Below are 14,697 nucleotides of genomic sequence, written 5' to 3' on the forward strand. Positions count from 1 at the left end.
TTGGTGATTTTAGGCAATTTGTATTACTGTTTGCTGTGCTTATTTTCATCTTTTGAAAATCTTATAGTTAATTTTGGTTATTAAGTACTTTTATTTAATTGATTATATAACCAATCAGTAAATTTTTTTGAAGAGTTTGACGCACTGACCTCAATAATACATGGTATATCATAGCTGTGTAACTCTATAATTCTATCTTCTATTTTTTGAAAATGTATTGATAGTGTTTTTAATATAAGTATTGCTTCATCTTCTTCGTGAAATTTGTTTTCATATTCAAATATAGAGGTGACATTATTAATAATATTAGCACATGAGATAAGTTTTTCCTGAACTAAAGTTTTTGCAATTATTTGGGCTTCTATTTTATTAGGACATGTAACGTATATAAGGCTTACTTTATGCATTAGTTAAATTACTTTGGTTTTTATAAAAAATTGGCCTAGAAATATATACTTTGCTAAAAGCTCTTATGATTTGGTGATCCCGACAGGATTCGAACCTGTGACCTACTGATTAAAAGTCAGTTGCTCTACCGACTGAGCTACGGGACCATTAGTACCTTGGAAGTTATATCATATTGAGCATACTAAAACAAAACTTTTTTACTCAATAGCTAAATAAATTTATCCGACTATTTCGGACTCACTAAAGAAGAATGCAATTTCATCTTTTGCACTTTCAATAGAATCGGAGCCATGTACTGAATTGGCTTCAATGTTTTCAGCAAAATCTTTTCTAATACTACCTTTCGCAGCTTCTTCAGGATTAGTAGCTCCCATAATTTCTCTATTTTTGGCTACAGCATTTTCTCCCTCAAGAACTTGAACTACTACAGGTCCAGATATCATAAAACTAACTAGGCTATTAAAAAAAGATCTATCTTTGTGTGCATGGTAGAATAACATTGCTTGCTCTTCTGTCAATTTAATTCTTTTTTGAGCTACAATCCTCAAACCATGTTCCTCAAATCTGCTGTTTATCGCTCCGGTTAAATTTCTTCTAGTTGCGTCTGGCTTTATTATGCTAAGTGTTCTTTCCATTTTATTATTATGCTAATTTGTTTCCAATAGGAGTTCTTTTAATACACGGTTCATGACTATTTGTATACATTTTTTTACCTGAAGCGCAAGGACTTTTTATATCATAGACTGATGGATCTTTTGGTTTACACCCTATGAGGCTTGCAAATAATAGAGAAAAAATAACTACTTTTTTCATAATCAATATCTAGTTTTGTTTATACAATGATCTTGGTGAACCTAAAATGTTATACCCAGCGTCTACAAATATAATTTCACCAGTGATATTTGACGATAGGTCACTTAGTAAGAATGCAGCTGTATTTCCTACGTCATAAATCGTGACATTCCTTTTGAGGGGAGAGTTCTCTTCATTAAATTTTAGCATGCTTCTAAAATCACCAATGCCTGATGCGGCTAATGTTTTAATCGGTCCTGCTGATATTGCATTTACTCGTATATCCAATTCACCTAAATCTGCAGCTATATACTTAACGCTTGATTCAAGTGCAGCTTTTGCAATACCCATCACATTGTAATTCGGAATAACCTTTTCGGCACCATAGTAAGTTAATGTAAGAATACTACCACCAGGCTTTAATATTTCTGCAGCTTTTTTCGATGTATATACAAAAGAATAGCAGGAAATATCCAATGTATTTAAAAAATTACTTCTTGAAGTATCTACATAGCGACCTTGAAGTTCGTTTTTATCAGAGAAGGCTATTGCATGTACAAAAAAATCAATTTTACCATAGTGCTCCTTTATCAATTCAAATGCTTTATCAATAGATGTTTCGTCACTTATATCACATTCTATTAGTAAATCAGACTTCAATTCCTCAGCAAGAGGTTTGACTCTTTTTGCAAGTATTTCATTTTGATAACTAATTGCGAATTTGGCACCGTAATTATTACAAACTTTTGCGATACCCCATGAAATGGACTTATCATTTGCCAAGCCCATTATCAAGCCAACTTTACCTGATAACATCTTATTTAAATCGCTCATATTGTATGTCCCTATTTATTTATCTTTATTTAACTATTTCCCAAGAACCATCAGATCTTCTGCATGCAGTACCAAAACCTCTTTCGGCTTTATCACCAATTTTTATTTCTTGAGTGTATTCTCTGCAATTTTGCCCATCGCTATTTACAAAAGTATTAGTGGGCTTTACATATCCGGAAGCATTAGTATCAGGATTTTTCCATATTGATGCGCTACCTGATTTGTTATATTCCAAAGCGCTAACTTGGCTTTTTTGCTGTAATTCTAAATCTCTTTGATCTAGGCTCTTTCCTAATTCACTTCCAACCATAGAGCCAACTATTGCGCCTGCAGCAATAGCAATACCTTTGCCACTTCCTCCCCCAATTGTCGATCCTACTAAAGCTCCTGCTACGCCCCCTCCAATTGCTCCCATTTTTGACTTACTCACTTTTCCAGCTTCATTAGTAAAACAACCCGTTAGTAAAAAGACTGAAAACAACAATGCAACAATAAACTTCGACATGTAATTAAATTATATACAGTGATTGGAAGATCATAATATTAATACATTGAAATGCAAGCTTTTATAACTATATCTATGGTATAAAACTTGAATTTATTCATCTGGTATTTAATGAATCTCCCAAACTTAAGTGTATACATGGTCTCAGATTCTTCAGGAGAAACAGTTATTGCTGTAACAAAAGCTGTTATTTCTCAATTTGACAATATTGAGGTACAAGAATATATGTGGCCATTGGTAAGATCGAAGGAGCAAATAGATGAGATTGCCACTGCGCTACAAAAAAATCCGGGAATTGTCATATACACAATACTTAATAAAGAATTAAGAGAGCATTTAAAATTAAAGTGTAGCGAATTAAACGTAAAATGCTTTTCCCCAATTGCAAATATAATTTCCGAAATATGCTCGTATTGTGGCGTTCTTACATCCAAAAAAACTCCAGAAAAAGAAATATTATCTGATATAAATTATTTTAAGAAAATTGAAGCTATTAATTTCACAGTGAATCACGATGATGGGCAACAAAGTAAAGATTTTAATAATGCTGACATCCTTTTAACTGGTGTTTCTAGGACATCAAAATCACCAACTTCATTATATTTAGCACAAAGAGGTTACAAAGTTGCAAATTGGCCAATTATCAATGGTGTTGATTATGATTTTTCTTTAATCGATAAGCCTTTGATAGTAGGTCTAACAATAGGTATTGAACGATTGATTCAAATCAGGCAATGTAGGTTAATGGGACAAGATTTAAAAAATTTCAAAAATGATTATACTGATGCAACTAGCATTAAAGATGAAATTAAATACGCTAATAGAATTTTTAATAAGAACAATTTCCCTATTGTAGATGTTACATCAAAAGCTATTGAAGAAATATCAGCTGAAATAATTAACTTATATTTTGCAAAAAAAGGTGAACATTTAATAACCATTTAATTTGGATTATTAGTATAAATTTGATGATTAATAGTTCATATTATGTTAGAAATTATAGTTTGAAACAACAATAAACTTAAATATATAACTTTGTCATGAAAGATTTTAAAAGTAACTTCAGCAGTAATTTAGTGAAGTGGGTGGGCATTATTTTTTTAATTATAATTGCATACAGCTTTGTAGATGTGGCTAATATATCAAACAAAAAGCTAATTTTTTCTGATTTTATGGATAAAATATCAAATGGAGAAATTAAAGAAGTGAATATAAAGGGTAGTGATGTTGAAGGAAAGCTTGCTAATGGTGAAAGCTTTGCAACATTATCGCCGCGGTTTTATCCGCAACTTATTGATGATTTGAGAACTCAAAATGTAAAAATAAACATTGTCCCTATAGAATCAACTATGGGAAACATACTTGGTATAGTTTTTTCATGGCTACCTATGATTGTTTTAATAGGAATATGGATATATTACTTGAAGAATATGCAAGGGGCAGGTGGAAAAGCTATGGGTTTTGGAAAATCAAAAGCTAAGTTAATGCAAGATCAAAATAAAAAAGTTACATTTGCCGATGTAGCTGGGATTGATGAGGCTAAAGAGGAGTTGAAAGAGGTGGTTGATTTTTTGAAAAATCCTGCAAAATTTGATAAATTGGGCGGTAAAATTCCAAAGGGCTGTCTACTTATAGGGGCACCAGGAACTGGTAAAACCTTACTTGCAAGAGCAGTGGCGGGAGAAGCTGGAGTTCCGTTTTTTACAATTTCAGGATCAGATTTCGTTGAAATGTTTGTTGGTGTTGGGGCAAGTAGAGTAAGAGATATGTTTATGCAAGCTAAAAAACATGCGCCTTGTATAGTATTCATTGATGAGATTGATGCAGTTGGTCGTCACAGAGGTTCTGGACATGGTGGAGGTAATGACGAACGTGAGCAAACTTTAAATCAATTGCTGGTAGAAATGGATGGTTTTGCTGATAATCAAGGTATAATTGTTGTCGCTGCAACTAATAGACCCGATGTATTAGATTCGGCATTACTTAGGCCTGGAAGGTTTGATAGACAGATTACTGTGCCACTTCCCGATATCAAGGGTAGAGAGCAAATATTACAAGTGCATATTAAAAAAGTTCCAATAGCTCCTGATGTTGATGTTAAAGTAATAGCTCGTGGGACACCTGGGTTCTCTGGTGCAGATCTTGCAAATTTAATCAATGAAGCAACGCTTGCAGCTGCTAAATTAAATAGGGAAGTAGTTACCATGCAAGAGTTAGAGCACGCTAAAGATAAAGTAATGATGGGCGCTGAAAGAAGGTCTATGGTAATGTCTGAGGATGAAAAGAAAATAACAGCTTATCATGAAGGTGGACATGCGCTTGTAAGTTTATATGTGGCAGAATCAGATCCAATTCATAAAGCAACAATAATCCCAAGGGGAAGGGCATTAGGAATGGTAATGCAACTTCCAGAAAGTGATAGATGTCACTATAGCAAGGCTTATTTAGAAGCGCGACTTGCTATTGCTATGGGAGGAAGAGTTGCAGAAGAAATCATCTTTGGAAAAGAAAAAATCACTACAGGGGCATCAAATGATATCAAAGTTGCTACAAATATGGCAAAAAATATGATAACGAAGTGGGGATTTAGTGAAAAAATTGGCCCTATAATGGTTGGCGAAGATAGAGAAGATGCGATGATGGGATTTGGAATAGAAAAGTCTCACAATATATCTGGTAAGTTAGCTGAAACAGTCGATAAAGAAGTTGATAGATTGTTAAGAGATAGTTATAAAATTGCAAAAGACATCATTATAAAACATAAAAAGAAACTTGAGATTTTAGCAAAAGCACTGATAGAGTATGAAACTATTACTGGAGATGAGATTAAGGATTTGATGTCTGGAAAGAAAATACGGAATAATAATGAAAAATCAGAGACGGATAGTAAAAATTATCCAACCTCATCTGTGCCCAGTAGTTATTGATAACTGAGAATAGTAATATATTGCGTATCAAAAAAGCTATTTCGTAAAATTTATGCACAGCGCAGTGTATCACTCTTGCTCTAAGTCTTTATTAGCAATGGAAGTTTTTTGTCTACAAAAGTGAAGCTATATTATATTTTTAAATTTTCTTTAATTCTTGTTGCAGCCTCGATTATCTCTTCCATGGTTGGAACTAGAGCAAATCTAACAAAATTTTGCCCAGGATTTATCCCATCTGCTTCATCAGAAATTAACTGACCAGGAGTAACAATAATTCCCAATTCTATGAGAGTGTTAGAAAATTTTATACTATTTTGCCCTTTTGGTGTTTTTTGCCACACATAAAATGTTGAATCACCTTTGGGGGTTTCAAGTCCACAAGAGGTAAGGGCTTCTATCATTATATCACGCTTTTTCTTATACTCCTCTCTCATTTTTAGCACCTCCACCTGATCGTTCAGTGCAAGCGTTGCTACATCTTGTATAAAGGTTGGAGTACCAGAATCAATGTTTGTTTTTACTTTTTTAAACCCAGAAATAATACGCTCATCTCCAGCCACAAATCCTACCCTATAACCAGTCATATTACTGCGTTTTGAAAGCGAATAAAACGCTATTACACCCGTTTTTTGAATTTCTAATATACTTGTGGGTTTCTCCCCGAAATAAATATCATTATAGCATCCTTCATCAGCTGCAATTATTACGTTAAAATACTTGGCCCAAGAAACTAAAACTTGCAACCATTCTCTAGGGGCAGAAGCTCCTGTAGGTGAATTTGGATAATTTGTCCATATTATTTTAGCCTTGTGCGCAATGTTATCTGGTATTAATGCAAAATCTATTAAAAAATCATTTTTTTCGAGTAAGGGAGTAAAATGCACTTTGCCATTTCTAAATTTTGTTCCTGTCTTATAAACTGGATATCCAGGTGTGGGGCAAATTACTATATCGCCTGAATTTATAAATCCTGTTGGAAAGTTAAAAATTGCCTCTTTTGAGCCGATAGTTGATGAAATTTCTGTCTCAGGATTAAGATCTACGCCATATTCTCTTTTCATGTAATTTGCGCAGGCTTTTCTGTAACTTATATTACCAATATAACTTGGATAACCTGAAGTAGCTCTATTCCTAGCGAATTTTGAAAGATTATCAATAATAAAATCTGGAGTGGGACTTTTAGGATCTCCAACTCCAAAATCTATAACTTTGATACCCTTTTCTTTTAGTTCAGCTACTTTTTTGTAGATTTCCGAAAAAGGATATTCTCCAATTTCGTTTATTACTTTTGAGTATATAATGTCCATAAATAACTATTATTTTAATATTTTTTCAATAAAATCTTTAGTAAAATCACCACTTGAAATTCTAGCAACTTCACCAGTTAAAAATAACCCTTCATCAGTTATTTCAATACCTACATTGCCACCTTTCATATGAACTGTAATATTCTTATCTACAAAACCAAGCTTATGTGCAACACAACTTGCTGCAGAGCTACTTGTGCCAGATGCTAAAGTATAGCCTGCACCTCTTTCCCAAATTTCTATTTTAATGTTAGCCCTGTCCAAAATTTGAACAAATTGTACATTTGTTTTGTTCGGAAATAATTCATGATTTTCTAATAATGGGCCTAATTTTTTCGCTAAATCTTCAGTAACATTTTTTTTAAATAGCACGCAGTGAGGGTTACCAATATTTACGCAACTAATTAATTCTTTTTCACCAAGTAAGTTGATTTCGTGATTAAGTACTTCTTTAGAAGCAAGATTCATTGGTATTTTTTCACTTAAAAATGAATATTCACCCATAGCTACCTTAATTAGAATAGATTTTAAATCAAGGATATCAATTCCTACAATCCCGCCTTTGGTGTATAACTCAAATTGATTTTCTTTAATATATTCTTGATCGTGAACATACAGGGCAAATATTCGTATTCCATTGCCACTTTTTTCTGCTTCTGAGCCATCAGGGTTGAAAATTTGAAAAGAAATTTTGCCATTTTTAATTATTGGGCCAAACAAAATTCCATCCGATCCTATTCCATAATTTCTATGACATATTAATCTTATATTTTCTTCATTTAATTTTAAATTGAAGTTCAATTTATTAGGATCAATTACAATATAATCATTGCCGAGTCCATGATATTTATAAAAATCAGCCACTGATTTCAGTATAAATTTTAATTAATTTTTGTTTATCATCACAACCCAATTGGCATAGAGGCAATCTAAATTCTTCCTTAATCTGACCAATGTGTGCAAGTATTGTTTTTACAGGAATAGGGTTACTTGATATAGACAGAAGTGCCTTCATAAAATTATACAATTTATAGTGACTTTGTTTGGCGGCTTCAAAATTATTAGTAAAACATTGCCAAACAATATTTTTCATCTCCCTTGGAAAAATATTAGACATTACTGATACAATTCCGTGCCCACCTAAAGACATTATAGGGTATGTTAAAGCATCGTCTCCTGATAATACAAAGAAATCATTATCAACTTGACTAATCACATCCATTATTTGAGATAAATCACCACTTGCTTCTTTTACACCAATTATGTTTTTGTGCCGAGATAACCGCAACAAGGTTTCTATTTCAAGATTAACCGCAGTTCTACCTTTGATATTATATAAAATCATCGGAATATCTATTGAATCAGCTATTTGTTCGAAATGCTTATATAAACCTTCTTGCGGAGGTTTATTATAATAAGGGTTTACAGAAAGTATTGCATCAGCTCCAAGATTTTGAGCTTGCTTACTTTTTTTTATTGCTAATTCAGTATTATTACTTCCAGCACCTACGATAATTTTTATTGTATTTTTTGAAATTTTAACTGCAAGACTTATAATTTTTTCTGCTTCAATGTCATTAATTACTGGACTTTCACCAGTGGTTCCTAAAATAACCAATCCATCAACCTTTGCTTGAATTTGCTCATCGATTAACTTTTCAAGAGATCTGTAATCAACTGATTTATCTTCATTAAACGGTGTAACTAATGCAGTATACAATCCAGAATAATTGCTAGGCATTTAATAATTCCTCCATATAACTTTCAATAGTATAAAATCCCTTTTTATTTTTTATCCATTTAGCACAATTTAATGCTCCTTTTGCAAAAGAACTTCTTCCTTTGGAATCGTGAGAGATTTTTATAAAATCCTCATTGCTATCAAATATAACCTCATGTTTTCCAATAACGCTACCACATCTTGAAGAACTAAAATGAATCTCGTCAGGCTTCATTTCTCTATCAACCCTTTCAGTAATGATCTGTTTTTTACGTGTGATATTATCAATCATTATTTGTGCAGTTGTTAGCGCTGTCCCTGAAGGGGAGTCCTTTTTTTTATTATGGTGAATCTCGTGCCCCATGACGTCATACTCATCAAATTTGTCCATTACTAGAGAAGCTTTCTTTATAATCTCCCAAAATATGTTAACTCCAATGGCAAAATTGGATGCATAAATGAATCCAATATTATTATCAGTTATCAACTTTTGAACTTTTTGAATGTCACCATACCATCCAGTGGTACCACATACTATAGGCGTTCCTTTTAAGGAGATGATCTCAATATTTTCTAAACATGCTGATGGCTCAGTAAATTCTATAGCAACTTCGTCTTTTCCAAAATTATATGACAATAATTCATGTTTGTTATTAATTATCTTAGATATAGGAATTTGCAATTTCACAGCCTCTTTTTCAATCATTTGGCCCATTTTTCCATAACCTATAATTGCTATTTTCATGTACATGTTCTAATTTTATCACGAAAGGGTAACCTTTTTATCCTTATAATGTCAAGGATATTAAATTAGATTTTATTGCAAATTTATCCTCTATTCTTCTACTTTATTTTCCTTCATCTTTACTGAAGTATTTCAGTATCGACTATTTGTTAACACAAAGACACACTTTCATTAACGCTTTTATTTCAACTTATGCAGTGATCTCTGAAATTTGCAAAGAAAAATTCTACAGTAGGGTGCAATGGGTATATGTTTAGCACATCTTTTGCCGTTTGGAGCTTTTGGGCTGACTATAATTAAGCAAATGGGCATCATTTTCGTCAGCAAAACCCGCTAATAAAAATTGCGATACAAAATCTGCAATATTTTTCTCTACTAAATTTACGTATTTAACTATTTGTTTCCCCCATCAAGTTTTCAACTGTATAATGCACTGTGATTTGTGCGGAAGTTTCAAGAATACCAACCTAAGGACCAAAATCAACCCACACTTTAAAAGCAGGTTTCCTAGCTTTTGGAAATTCCTATGCTTTTACTAGGGTAATAGAACGTAAATCAACTTGCTCAAATTCAGTATAAGTTATTGTGACGTTGCTCGTTTTTATATATTTTCTAATTTTTCTTTTATCAAAGTTGCTTAACTTTTACCCTTGCTTTTTTGGGATAGCACTTCATTATAGCAAAAAATATACTTAAATGCTCATTATGTCTTTGGATTTAACATTTAATATTCCATCAATTTTACTTATAAAATCATCTGTAATTTTTTGAATTTCTTGAGAATAAAGCTTAAATTCATCTTCAGAAATCAACTTGTCTTTTTCTTGCTTTTTAAATTCATCAATGCCACCTCTTCTAATATTTCTGATGGCTACTTTGGCCTGTTCACTATATTCACTAGCCTTTTTAACAAGCTCTCTTCTTCTTTCTTCATTAAGATTAGGTATGTGCAATCTTATAACTTGACCTTCGGTATTAGGAGTAAGGCCTAAACCTGAATTCAAAATTGCTTTTTCTGCACTAGAAACTAATCCCTTATCCCATATTTGAATCGATAGTGTTTTTGCATCTGGCGCACTAATGCTACCAATTTGATTAAGAAACATATCGCTTCCATAGGCATCAACTTTAATGGGGTCAAGTAAAGCAGTTGAAGCTCTACCAGTCCTTAATCCACTTAATGAGTGATTTAAAGAAGATATTGTTCCATCCATTTTATTTTTTAAATTTTTTAAAATTTCTGAATCCTTATTCATAATATTTTTATTTTATAGTTGTAAAATCGCCATTGTTTTGTAAAACTCTTGCAAATTCACCCTTTGTCCCGATATTAAAAATCCTAATAGGCATTTCATTATCGTGCGCTAGTGTAATTGCAGTTGTGTCCATTACTGATATGTTGTTTTTAATCACTTCGTTATGAGTTAGTTCTTTGTATTTCACTGCTTTGCTATTTTTTTTAGGATCTTCAGAGTATACACCATCAACTTGAGTACCTTTCAATATAAGTGAGCAATTCATTTCAATAGCTCTTAAAACGCCACCTGTATCAGTAGTAAAAAAAGGATTGCCTGTTCCTGCAGCAAAAATTACAATTCTCCCTTTTTCTAAATGCCTAATTGCCTTTCTTCTGATATATTGCTCTACTATCGTTATAATAGGTATTGCAGAGACTACTCTGGTATATAAGCTTTTGCTTTCTAATTTACTTTGTAGGGCTATAGCATTGATTACTGTTGCCAACATTCCCATATAATCTGCAGTAGCTCTTTCAATTCCAACTTCTGCTACCGTTACTCCTCTGCATATATTACCTCCACCAACTACTAAGCAAACCTCATATCCTAAATCATACACTTCTTTTATATCTTCACAAATTTGGTCTATCATGGTATTATCGTGACCAAATTTTTCTTTCCCCATCAATGCTTCACCAGAAATTTTCAAAAGTATTCGGTTTTGTTTTTTCATGCTATTGATATTAATTATTCACCAATTTCATACCTTATATATCCTGAAACACTAAAATTGCAATTATTTTTAGATTTTAATTCTTCTACTACTTTTTTAATTTTTGTTTTTCCATCAATAACAAATGGTTGTTCTAGTAACACGATTTCTTCAAGGAATTTTCTGATTCTTCCTTCTATCATTTTTTCAACAACATCAATTGGCTTACCACTTTCCAAGGCTTGATCTCGAAGAATATTTTTTTCTTTCTCAACAATACTTTGATCAAGACTTTCAACATTTAATGCCATAGGCTTGGATGCAGCAATATGCATTGCAAGTTGCCCACCAAATTCTTCTATCTCACTATTAACATCACCTTCTAAAGCAACTATAACGCCAATTTTACCAATATTATCTGATAATTTATTATGCAAATAGGGTATTATTTTTCCTTTGTGCACATTAATTTTACTGATTTTTTTCAATATAATATTTTCTCCAATAACAGAAATATGTTCCGCTATTAACTCACTGATAGGGGTTGCGTCATGTTTACCGGATTCTAAAAACTTATGTAAATCATTTCCTTCAAATTTATGTGCGCTTTTTACCACCTTGTCTGCAAGACTTAAAAATTTATCATTTTTTCCAACAAAATCTGTTTCAGAACTTAGCTCAATGATGGTAGCATTATTCCCATCAATATGTACCGCTATTACTCCCTCACAGGTATCTCTTCCAGCTTTTTTACTAGCAGAAGCAAGACCTTTTTTTCTAAGCCACGTAACGGCTTCTTCTATGTTAGAATTGTTTTCCTCTAGAGCCTTTTTGCAATCCAGCATTCCAGCTCCAGTTTTATTACGTAACTCTTTTATTTGATTCGTATCTATAGACATGCTTAAATTTACCTATTTTTTATGATTATCTTTATCCTTTTTATCGGATATTTTATTACTTCTTTTTCCTTCTTTTTTTTCGCTATCCATATTTGGCAATTTTTCTAAATTCACTCCTTGTGAGGATAAATTATTTTCAATACCTGCTAATATTGCATCTGCAACCAAATTACAATAAAGCTCTATAGATTTTCTAGAATCATCATTGCCTGGAATCACAAAATCCACTCCCTTGGGGCTAGAATTTGTATCAACTATAGCAATTACAGGTATGTTCAATTTATTAGCTTCATGAACTGCTATAGCATGAGTTTTAACATCTATAACAAACAATATGTCAGGTAGGCCTCCCAAATTTCTGATTCCTCCAATAGCCTTTTCTAATTTTTCCTTTTTTCTCGAAAAATTTAACAACTCCTTCTTAGTATATTTACCTTCTTCAGATTCTAAAACTTCTTCATAATTTTTCAAGGTCTTGATAGATGAAGAAACTGTTGACCAATTAGTTAACATTCCACCTAACCAACGATGATTAACGTAATATTGCCCACATTTTGTTGCTGCATCTTTTACCACATCAGTAGATTGCTTTTTTGTATTAACGAATAATATTCTACCATTTTTAGATGCTATACTAAATATTACTTGCAATGTATTGTAGAGATGGTGAGCGGTTTGTTGCAAATCTATAATATGGATTTTATTTTTAACACCATAAATATATTTGCCCATTTCAGGGTTCCATAGGTTCTTCTTGTGCCCAAAGTGAGCACCAACTTCTAACAATGATTTTATACTAAAATTAGGTTTATATGACATTTCAATACTCCTTTTTGGTTATACTAAACGCAGAATAAATCAAAGATGACACCAAAAAATATCTGCATGGTTTTTATTATAGGTGATACTATACATATGTGTGGTTAAAATTTCAATATTAAATTTAAATTAAAAGTAAATCAAAAATTAAGAATAACTTTTTGTTTGTTTGTGAATTAAAATTACGTACTATTATATTTAGCATTATTTATATGGGGGTATAAAAATGACACACAAGCTGATACTAATCGTAGATTCTAAATTTGCTAAAATTTATAGAGCAGAAGGATTGCAATTAAAAAATTTAATTTCGGAGTACACTTCAGACGAACTTGGAGTTAATCACAAAAAACAATCATTAAGGACTGGATTTAAAAAACAAGCAGGTGGGATGGCGCATTTCTTCGATCCTCATAACGAAGCAAAGGATCTAGCGAGATGCGATTTTAGTAAAAAAATAGCTAAGATAGTCAAAGATATTCTTAAGAATGGTGATTTTTCTGAGATCATACTGATTGCTTCTCCAAAAGTATTGAATTTGATGAGGAAATACATGCAAAAAATTGTAAATATTGAGATAAAAGAGATTGTAAAGGATCTAGTCCATTCAAGTGAAGAGCAAATCGCGAAAGTAGCTTTTTCATAACCAAATTGAAGATAAATATAAGGATGTGAATTAACCTGAATATTTAATTTTTATAAGGTATTTGGCTTAATGGGTGCTTATCGAGCAATAGCTTTTTCGCCTTAGAATCTGATACTTTAGTATAAATTTGGGTTGACGATATATCGGAATGTCCCAACAATTCTTGTACAATTCTTAAGTTAGCACCATTATCTAACATATGAGTTGCAAATGAATGTCTAATTTTATGTGGGGAAATGATTGATGGATCAATATTAGATTTTATAGCAATCTCTTTAAGAATTTGACCAAATCTTTGCCTAGAAATATGGACAATTTTTTTATTTTTTGAAATAGATGGAAATACCCAATTTGCCTTTGTTCCTGTAGATAAAAATTTACCTCTGATGTTTAAATAATTTTTCAATGCTTTGCATGCTTTTTGGTTTAATATAACTGCCCTTTCTTTTTGCCCCTTTCCCTTCACTATTAGAAGATTTATTTCTGAATCATTAGAAAAACCCTCTAATGATTTCATTTCTAAGGCAACTAATTCCGAAATTCTCATGCCTGTTGAGTATAATATTTCAAGCATAGCATAATCTCTTAGCCCCTCCTTAGTAACATCATTACTTGCTGTTTCTATTAAGTGGCTCAACATATTTTTGGAAAGTGCTTTTGGAATAGATTCTGGTCTTTTAGGCATAATGATGTTTAGTGTAGGATTTTCTTTAAATATTCCATCAGATACCAAAAAAGAAAAAAACTGCCTTAAAGCAGAAATTTTTCTACCTATAGTTTTAGCTCCTAAATTCTTTTTGCTCAACTCTACTATAAAATCTTTTACCACAGAGGAGGTGACTTTTTCTAACTCTATATGGTTTAATGCTAGGTAATCAAATAAATCTTTGATGTCCTTTTTATAGGATAATATTGTATTTTCTGTTGCTCCTCTTTCAGCAATAAGCATTTCGAAGAAATACTCCATATAATTCATCATGTAAGTTTTTTTAGTCATTAGTCATTTATAATGCGGAATATCTCTAATAAAATTAATAAATCAGTGACTTATATTGTTTTATAAAAAATAAGATTTAACTACACGTAAGTCAAAATGAGATATTAATTTATACTAGAATCCTCTACTATCTTTCTCAATAAATATT

The 14,697-nt window shown here is 31.9% G+C and carries 17 protein-coding genes and 1 tRNA gene; 3 read left to right on the top strand and 15 right to left on the bottom strand.

All coding sequences use genetic code 11. From position 1 onward, the window contains the following. Positions 1-80 precede the first annotated feature (80 nt). The 6 genes from cutA to N3Z17_RS01700 all read right to left on the bottom strand — a co-directional run bounded on the left by cutA (position 81) and on the right by N3Z17_RS01700 (position 2,539). A complete protein-coding gene (gene cutA, locus N3Z17_RS01675) occupies positions 81-407 on the bottom strand; it encodes a divalent-cation tolerance protein CutA (RefSeq protein ID WP_282472283.1) in 327 nt (108 codons plus the stop codon). Positions 408-478: 71 nt separating this feature from the next. After that, positions 479-554, bottom strand: a tRNA-Lys gene (locus N3Z17_RS01680). Positions 555-626: 72 nt separating this feature from the next. After that, positions 627-1,043 (bottom strand): nucleoside-diphosphate kinase, encoded by a 417-nt coding sequence (gene ndk, locus N3Z17_RS01685; protein WP_282472284.1) that lies wholly within the window; start codon positions 1,041-1,043, stop codon positions 627-629. Between the two features lie 7 nt (positions 1,044-1,050). After that, the gene (locus tag N3Z17_RS01690) at positions 1,051-1,221 is read right to left on the bottom strand and encodes a DUF2706 domain-containing protein (protein WP_282472285.1); all 171 of its coding nucleotides are present in this window, start codon (positions 1,219-1,221) and stop codon (positions 1,051-1,053) included. A gap of 9 nt (positions 1,222-1,230) precedes the next feature. Further along, complete coding sequence (locus N3Z17_RS01695) at positions 1,231-2,034, bottom strand: enoyl-ACP reductase FabI (RefSeq protein WP_282472286.1); 804 nt, start codon at positions 2,032-2,034, stop codon at positions 1,231-1,233. Between the two features lie 25 nt (positions 2,035-2,059). Next, positions 2,060-2,539 carry an RT0821/Lpp0805 family surface protein gene (locus N3Z17_RS01700; protein WP_282472287.1) on the bottom strand — a complete coding sequence of 160 codons (480 nt, stop codon included), beginning with the start codon at positions 2,537-2,539 and terminating at the stop codon, positions 2,060-2,062. A 111-nt stretch (positions 2,540-2,650) separates the two neighbouring features. Between N3Z17_RS01700 and N3Z17_RS01705 the strand changes: the two genes are divergently transcribed. Together N3Z17_RS01705 and ftsH are read left to right on the top strand one after the other, a co-directional pair. Then, the gene (locus N3Z17_RS01705) at positions 2,651-3,484 is read left to right on the top strand and encodes a pyruvate, water dikinase regulatory protein (RefSeq protein ID WP_282472288.1); all 834 of its coding nucleotides are present in this window, start codon (positions 2,651-2,653) and stop codon (positions 3,482-3,484) included. 95 nt (positions 3,485-3,579) lie between these two features. After that, positions 3,580-5,466 (top strand): ATP-dependent zinc metalloprotease FtsH, encoded by a 1,887-nt coding sequence (ftsH, locus tag N3Z17_RS01710; protein ID WP_282472289.1) that lies wholly within the window; start codon positions 3,580-3,582, stop codon positions 5,464-5,466. A 131-nt stretch (positions 5,467-5,597) separates the two neighbouring features. Here the strand turns inward: ftsH and N3Z17_RS01715 are convergent, their stop codons facing one another. From N3Z17_RS01715 to rpsB, 8 genes are all read right to left on the bottom strand, one after another. Beyond that, a complete protein-coding gene (locus N3Z17_RS01715; RefSeq protein WP_282472290.1) occupies positions 5,598-6,773 on the bottom strand; it encodes an aminotransferase class I/II-fold pyridoxal phosphate-dependent enzyme in 1,176 nt (391 codons plus the stop codon). A 9-nt stretch (positions 6,774-6,782) separates the two neighbouring features. Continuing rightward, on the bottom strand, positions 6,783-7,637 hold the full coding sequence (gene dapF / locus N3Z17_RS01720) for a diaminopimelate epimerase (RefSeq protein WP_282472291.1): 855 nt from the start codon (positions 7,635-7,637) through the stop codon (positions 6,783-6,785). Beyond that, positions 7,630-8,514, bottom strand: a complete 885-nt coding sequence (gene dapA / locus N3Z17_RS01725) for a 4-hydroxy-tetrahydrodipicolinate synthase (protein ID WP_282472292.1) — start codon at positions 8,512-8,514, stop codon at positions 7,630-7,632. Before dapA ends, dapF begins: the two co-directional genes overlap by 8 nt. Then, on the bottom strand, positions 8,507-9,238 hold the full coding sequence (gene dapB / locus N3Z17_RS01730; protein WP_282472293.1) for a 4-hydroxy-tetrahydrodipicolinate reductase: 732 nt from the start codon (positions 9,236-9,238) through the stop codon (positions 8,507-8,509). The genes dapA and dapB overlap by 8 nt, the downstream gene beginning before the upstream one ends. 692 nt (positions 9,239-9,930) lie before the next feature. Then, a complete protein-coding gene (gene frr, locus N3Z17_RS01735; RefSeq protein WP_282472294.1) occupies positions 9,931-10,494 on the bottom strand; it encodes a ribosome recycling factor in 564 nt (187 codons plus the stop codon). Positions 10,495-10,501: 7 nt separating this feature from the next. Then, complete coding sequence (pyrH, locus tag N3Z17_RS01740) at positions 10,502-11,209, bottom strand: UMP kinase (RefSeq protein WP_282472295.1); 708 nt, start codon at positions 11,207-11,209, stop codon at positions 10,502-10,504. 14 nt (positions 11,210-11,223) lie between these two features. Beyond that, positions 11,224-12,087, bottom strand: coding sequence for a translation elongation factor Ts (tsf, locus tag N3Z17_RS01745; protein WP_282472296.1), 864 nt, complete (start codon positions 12,085-12,087; stop codon positions 11,224-11,226). A gap of 12 nt (positions 12,088-12,099) precedes the next feature. Further along, positions 12,100-12,906 (bottom strand): 30S ribosomal protein S2, encoded by an 807-nt coding sequence (gene rpsB, locus N3Z17_RS01750; protein ID WP_282472297.1) that lies wholly within the window; start codon positions 12,904-12,906, stop codon positions 12,100-12,102. Between the two features lie 226 nt (positions 12,907-13,132). Here rpsB and N3Z17_RS01755 point away from each other — a divergent pair, with 226 nt between their 5' ends. Then, positions 13,133-13,552, top strand: a complete 420-nt coding sequence (locus N3Z17_RS01755; RefSeq protein ID WP_282472298.1) for a host attachment protein — start codon at positions 13,133-13,135, stop codon at positions 13,550-13,552. A gap of 43 nt (positions 13,553-13,595) precedes the next feature. On the opposite strand, the gene N3Z17_RS01760 is transcribed toward N3Z17_RS01755, so the two are convergent. After that, positions 13,596-14,549 (bottom strand): tyrosine recombinase, encoded by a 954-nt coding sequence (locus N3Z17_RS01760; protein ID WP_282472299.1) that lies wholly within the window; start codon positions 14,547-14,549, stop codon positions 13,596-13,598. Positions 14,550-14,697: the final 148 nt, after the last annotated feature.

Origin of the sequence: Candidatus Bandiella numerosa (genome assembly GCF_029981845.1) — a bacterium.
Classification (GTDB): Bacteria; Pseudomonadota; Alphaproteobacteria; order Rickettsiales; family Midichloriaceae; genus Aquirickettsia; species Aquirickettsia numerosa.

Bases quoted from the DNA above. Each gene is read 5' to 3' on its own strand.
- cutA (WP_282472283.1), bottom strand. From the start codon at position 407: ATGCATAAAGTAAGCCTTATATACGTTACATGTCCTAATAAAATAGAA.
- ndk (WP_282472284.1), bottom strand. From the start codon at position 1,043: ATGGAAAGAACACTTAGCATAATAAAGCCAGACGCAACTAGAAGAAAT.
- N3Z17_RS01690 (WP_282472285.1), bottom strand. From the start codon at position 1,221: ATGAAAAAAGTAGTTATTTTTTCTCTATTATTTGCAAGCCTCATAGGG.
- N3Z17_RS01695 (WP_282472286.1), bottom strand. From the start codon at position 2,034: ATGAGCGATTTAAATAAGATGTTATCAGGTAAAGTTGGCTTGATAATG.
- N3Z17_RS01700 (WP_282472287.1), bottom strand. From the start codon at position 2,539: ATGTCGAAGTTTATTGTTGCATTGTTGTTTTCAGTCTTTTTACTAACG.
- N3Z17_RS01705 (WP_282472288.1), top strand. From the start codon at position 2,651: ATGAATCTCCCAAACTTAAGTGTATACATGGTCTCAGATTCTTCAGGA.
- ftsH (WP_282472289.1), top strand. From the start codon at position 3,580: ATGAAAGATTTTAAAAGTAACTTCAGCAGTAATTTAGTGAAGTGGGTG.
- N3Z17_RS01715 (WP_282472290.1), bottom strand. From the start codon at position 6,773: ATGGACATTATATACTCAAAAGTAATAAACGAAATTGGAGAATATCCT.
- dapA (WP_282472292.1), bottom strand. From the start codon at position 8,514: ATGCCTAGCAATTATTCTGGATTGTATACTGCATTAGTTACACCGTTT.
- dapB (WP_282472293.1), bottom strand. From the start codon at position 9,238: ATGAAAATAGCAATTATAGGTTATGGAAAAATGGGCCAAATGATTGAA.
- frr (WP_282472294.1), bottom strand. From the start codon at position 10,494: ATGAATAAGGATTCAGAAATTTTAAAAAATTTAAAAAATAAAATGGAT.
- pyrH (WP_282472295.1), bottom strand. From the start codon at position 11,209: ATGAAAAAACAAAACCGAATACTTTTGAAAATTTCTGGTGAAGCATTG.
- tsf (WP_282472296.1), bottom strand. From the start codon at position 12,087: ATGTCTATAGATACGAATCAAATAAAAGAGTTACGTAATAAAACTGGA.
- rpsB (WP_282472297.1), bottom strand. From the start codon at position 12,906: ATGTCATATAAACCTAATTTTAGTATAAAATCATTGTTAGAAGTTGGT.
- N3Z17_RS01755 (WP_282472298.1), top strand. From the start codon at position 13,133: ATGACACACAAGCTGATACTAATCGTAGATTCTAAATTTGCTAAAATT.
- N3Z17_RS01760 (WP_282472299.1), bottom strand. From the start codon at position 14,549: ATGACTAAAAAAACTTACATGATGAATTATATGGAGTATTTCTTCGAA.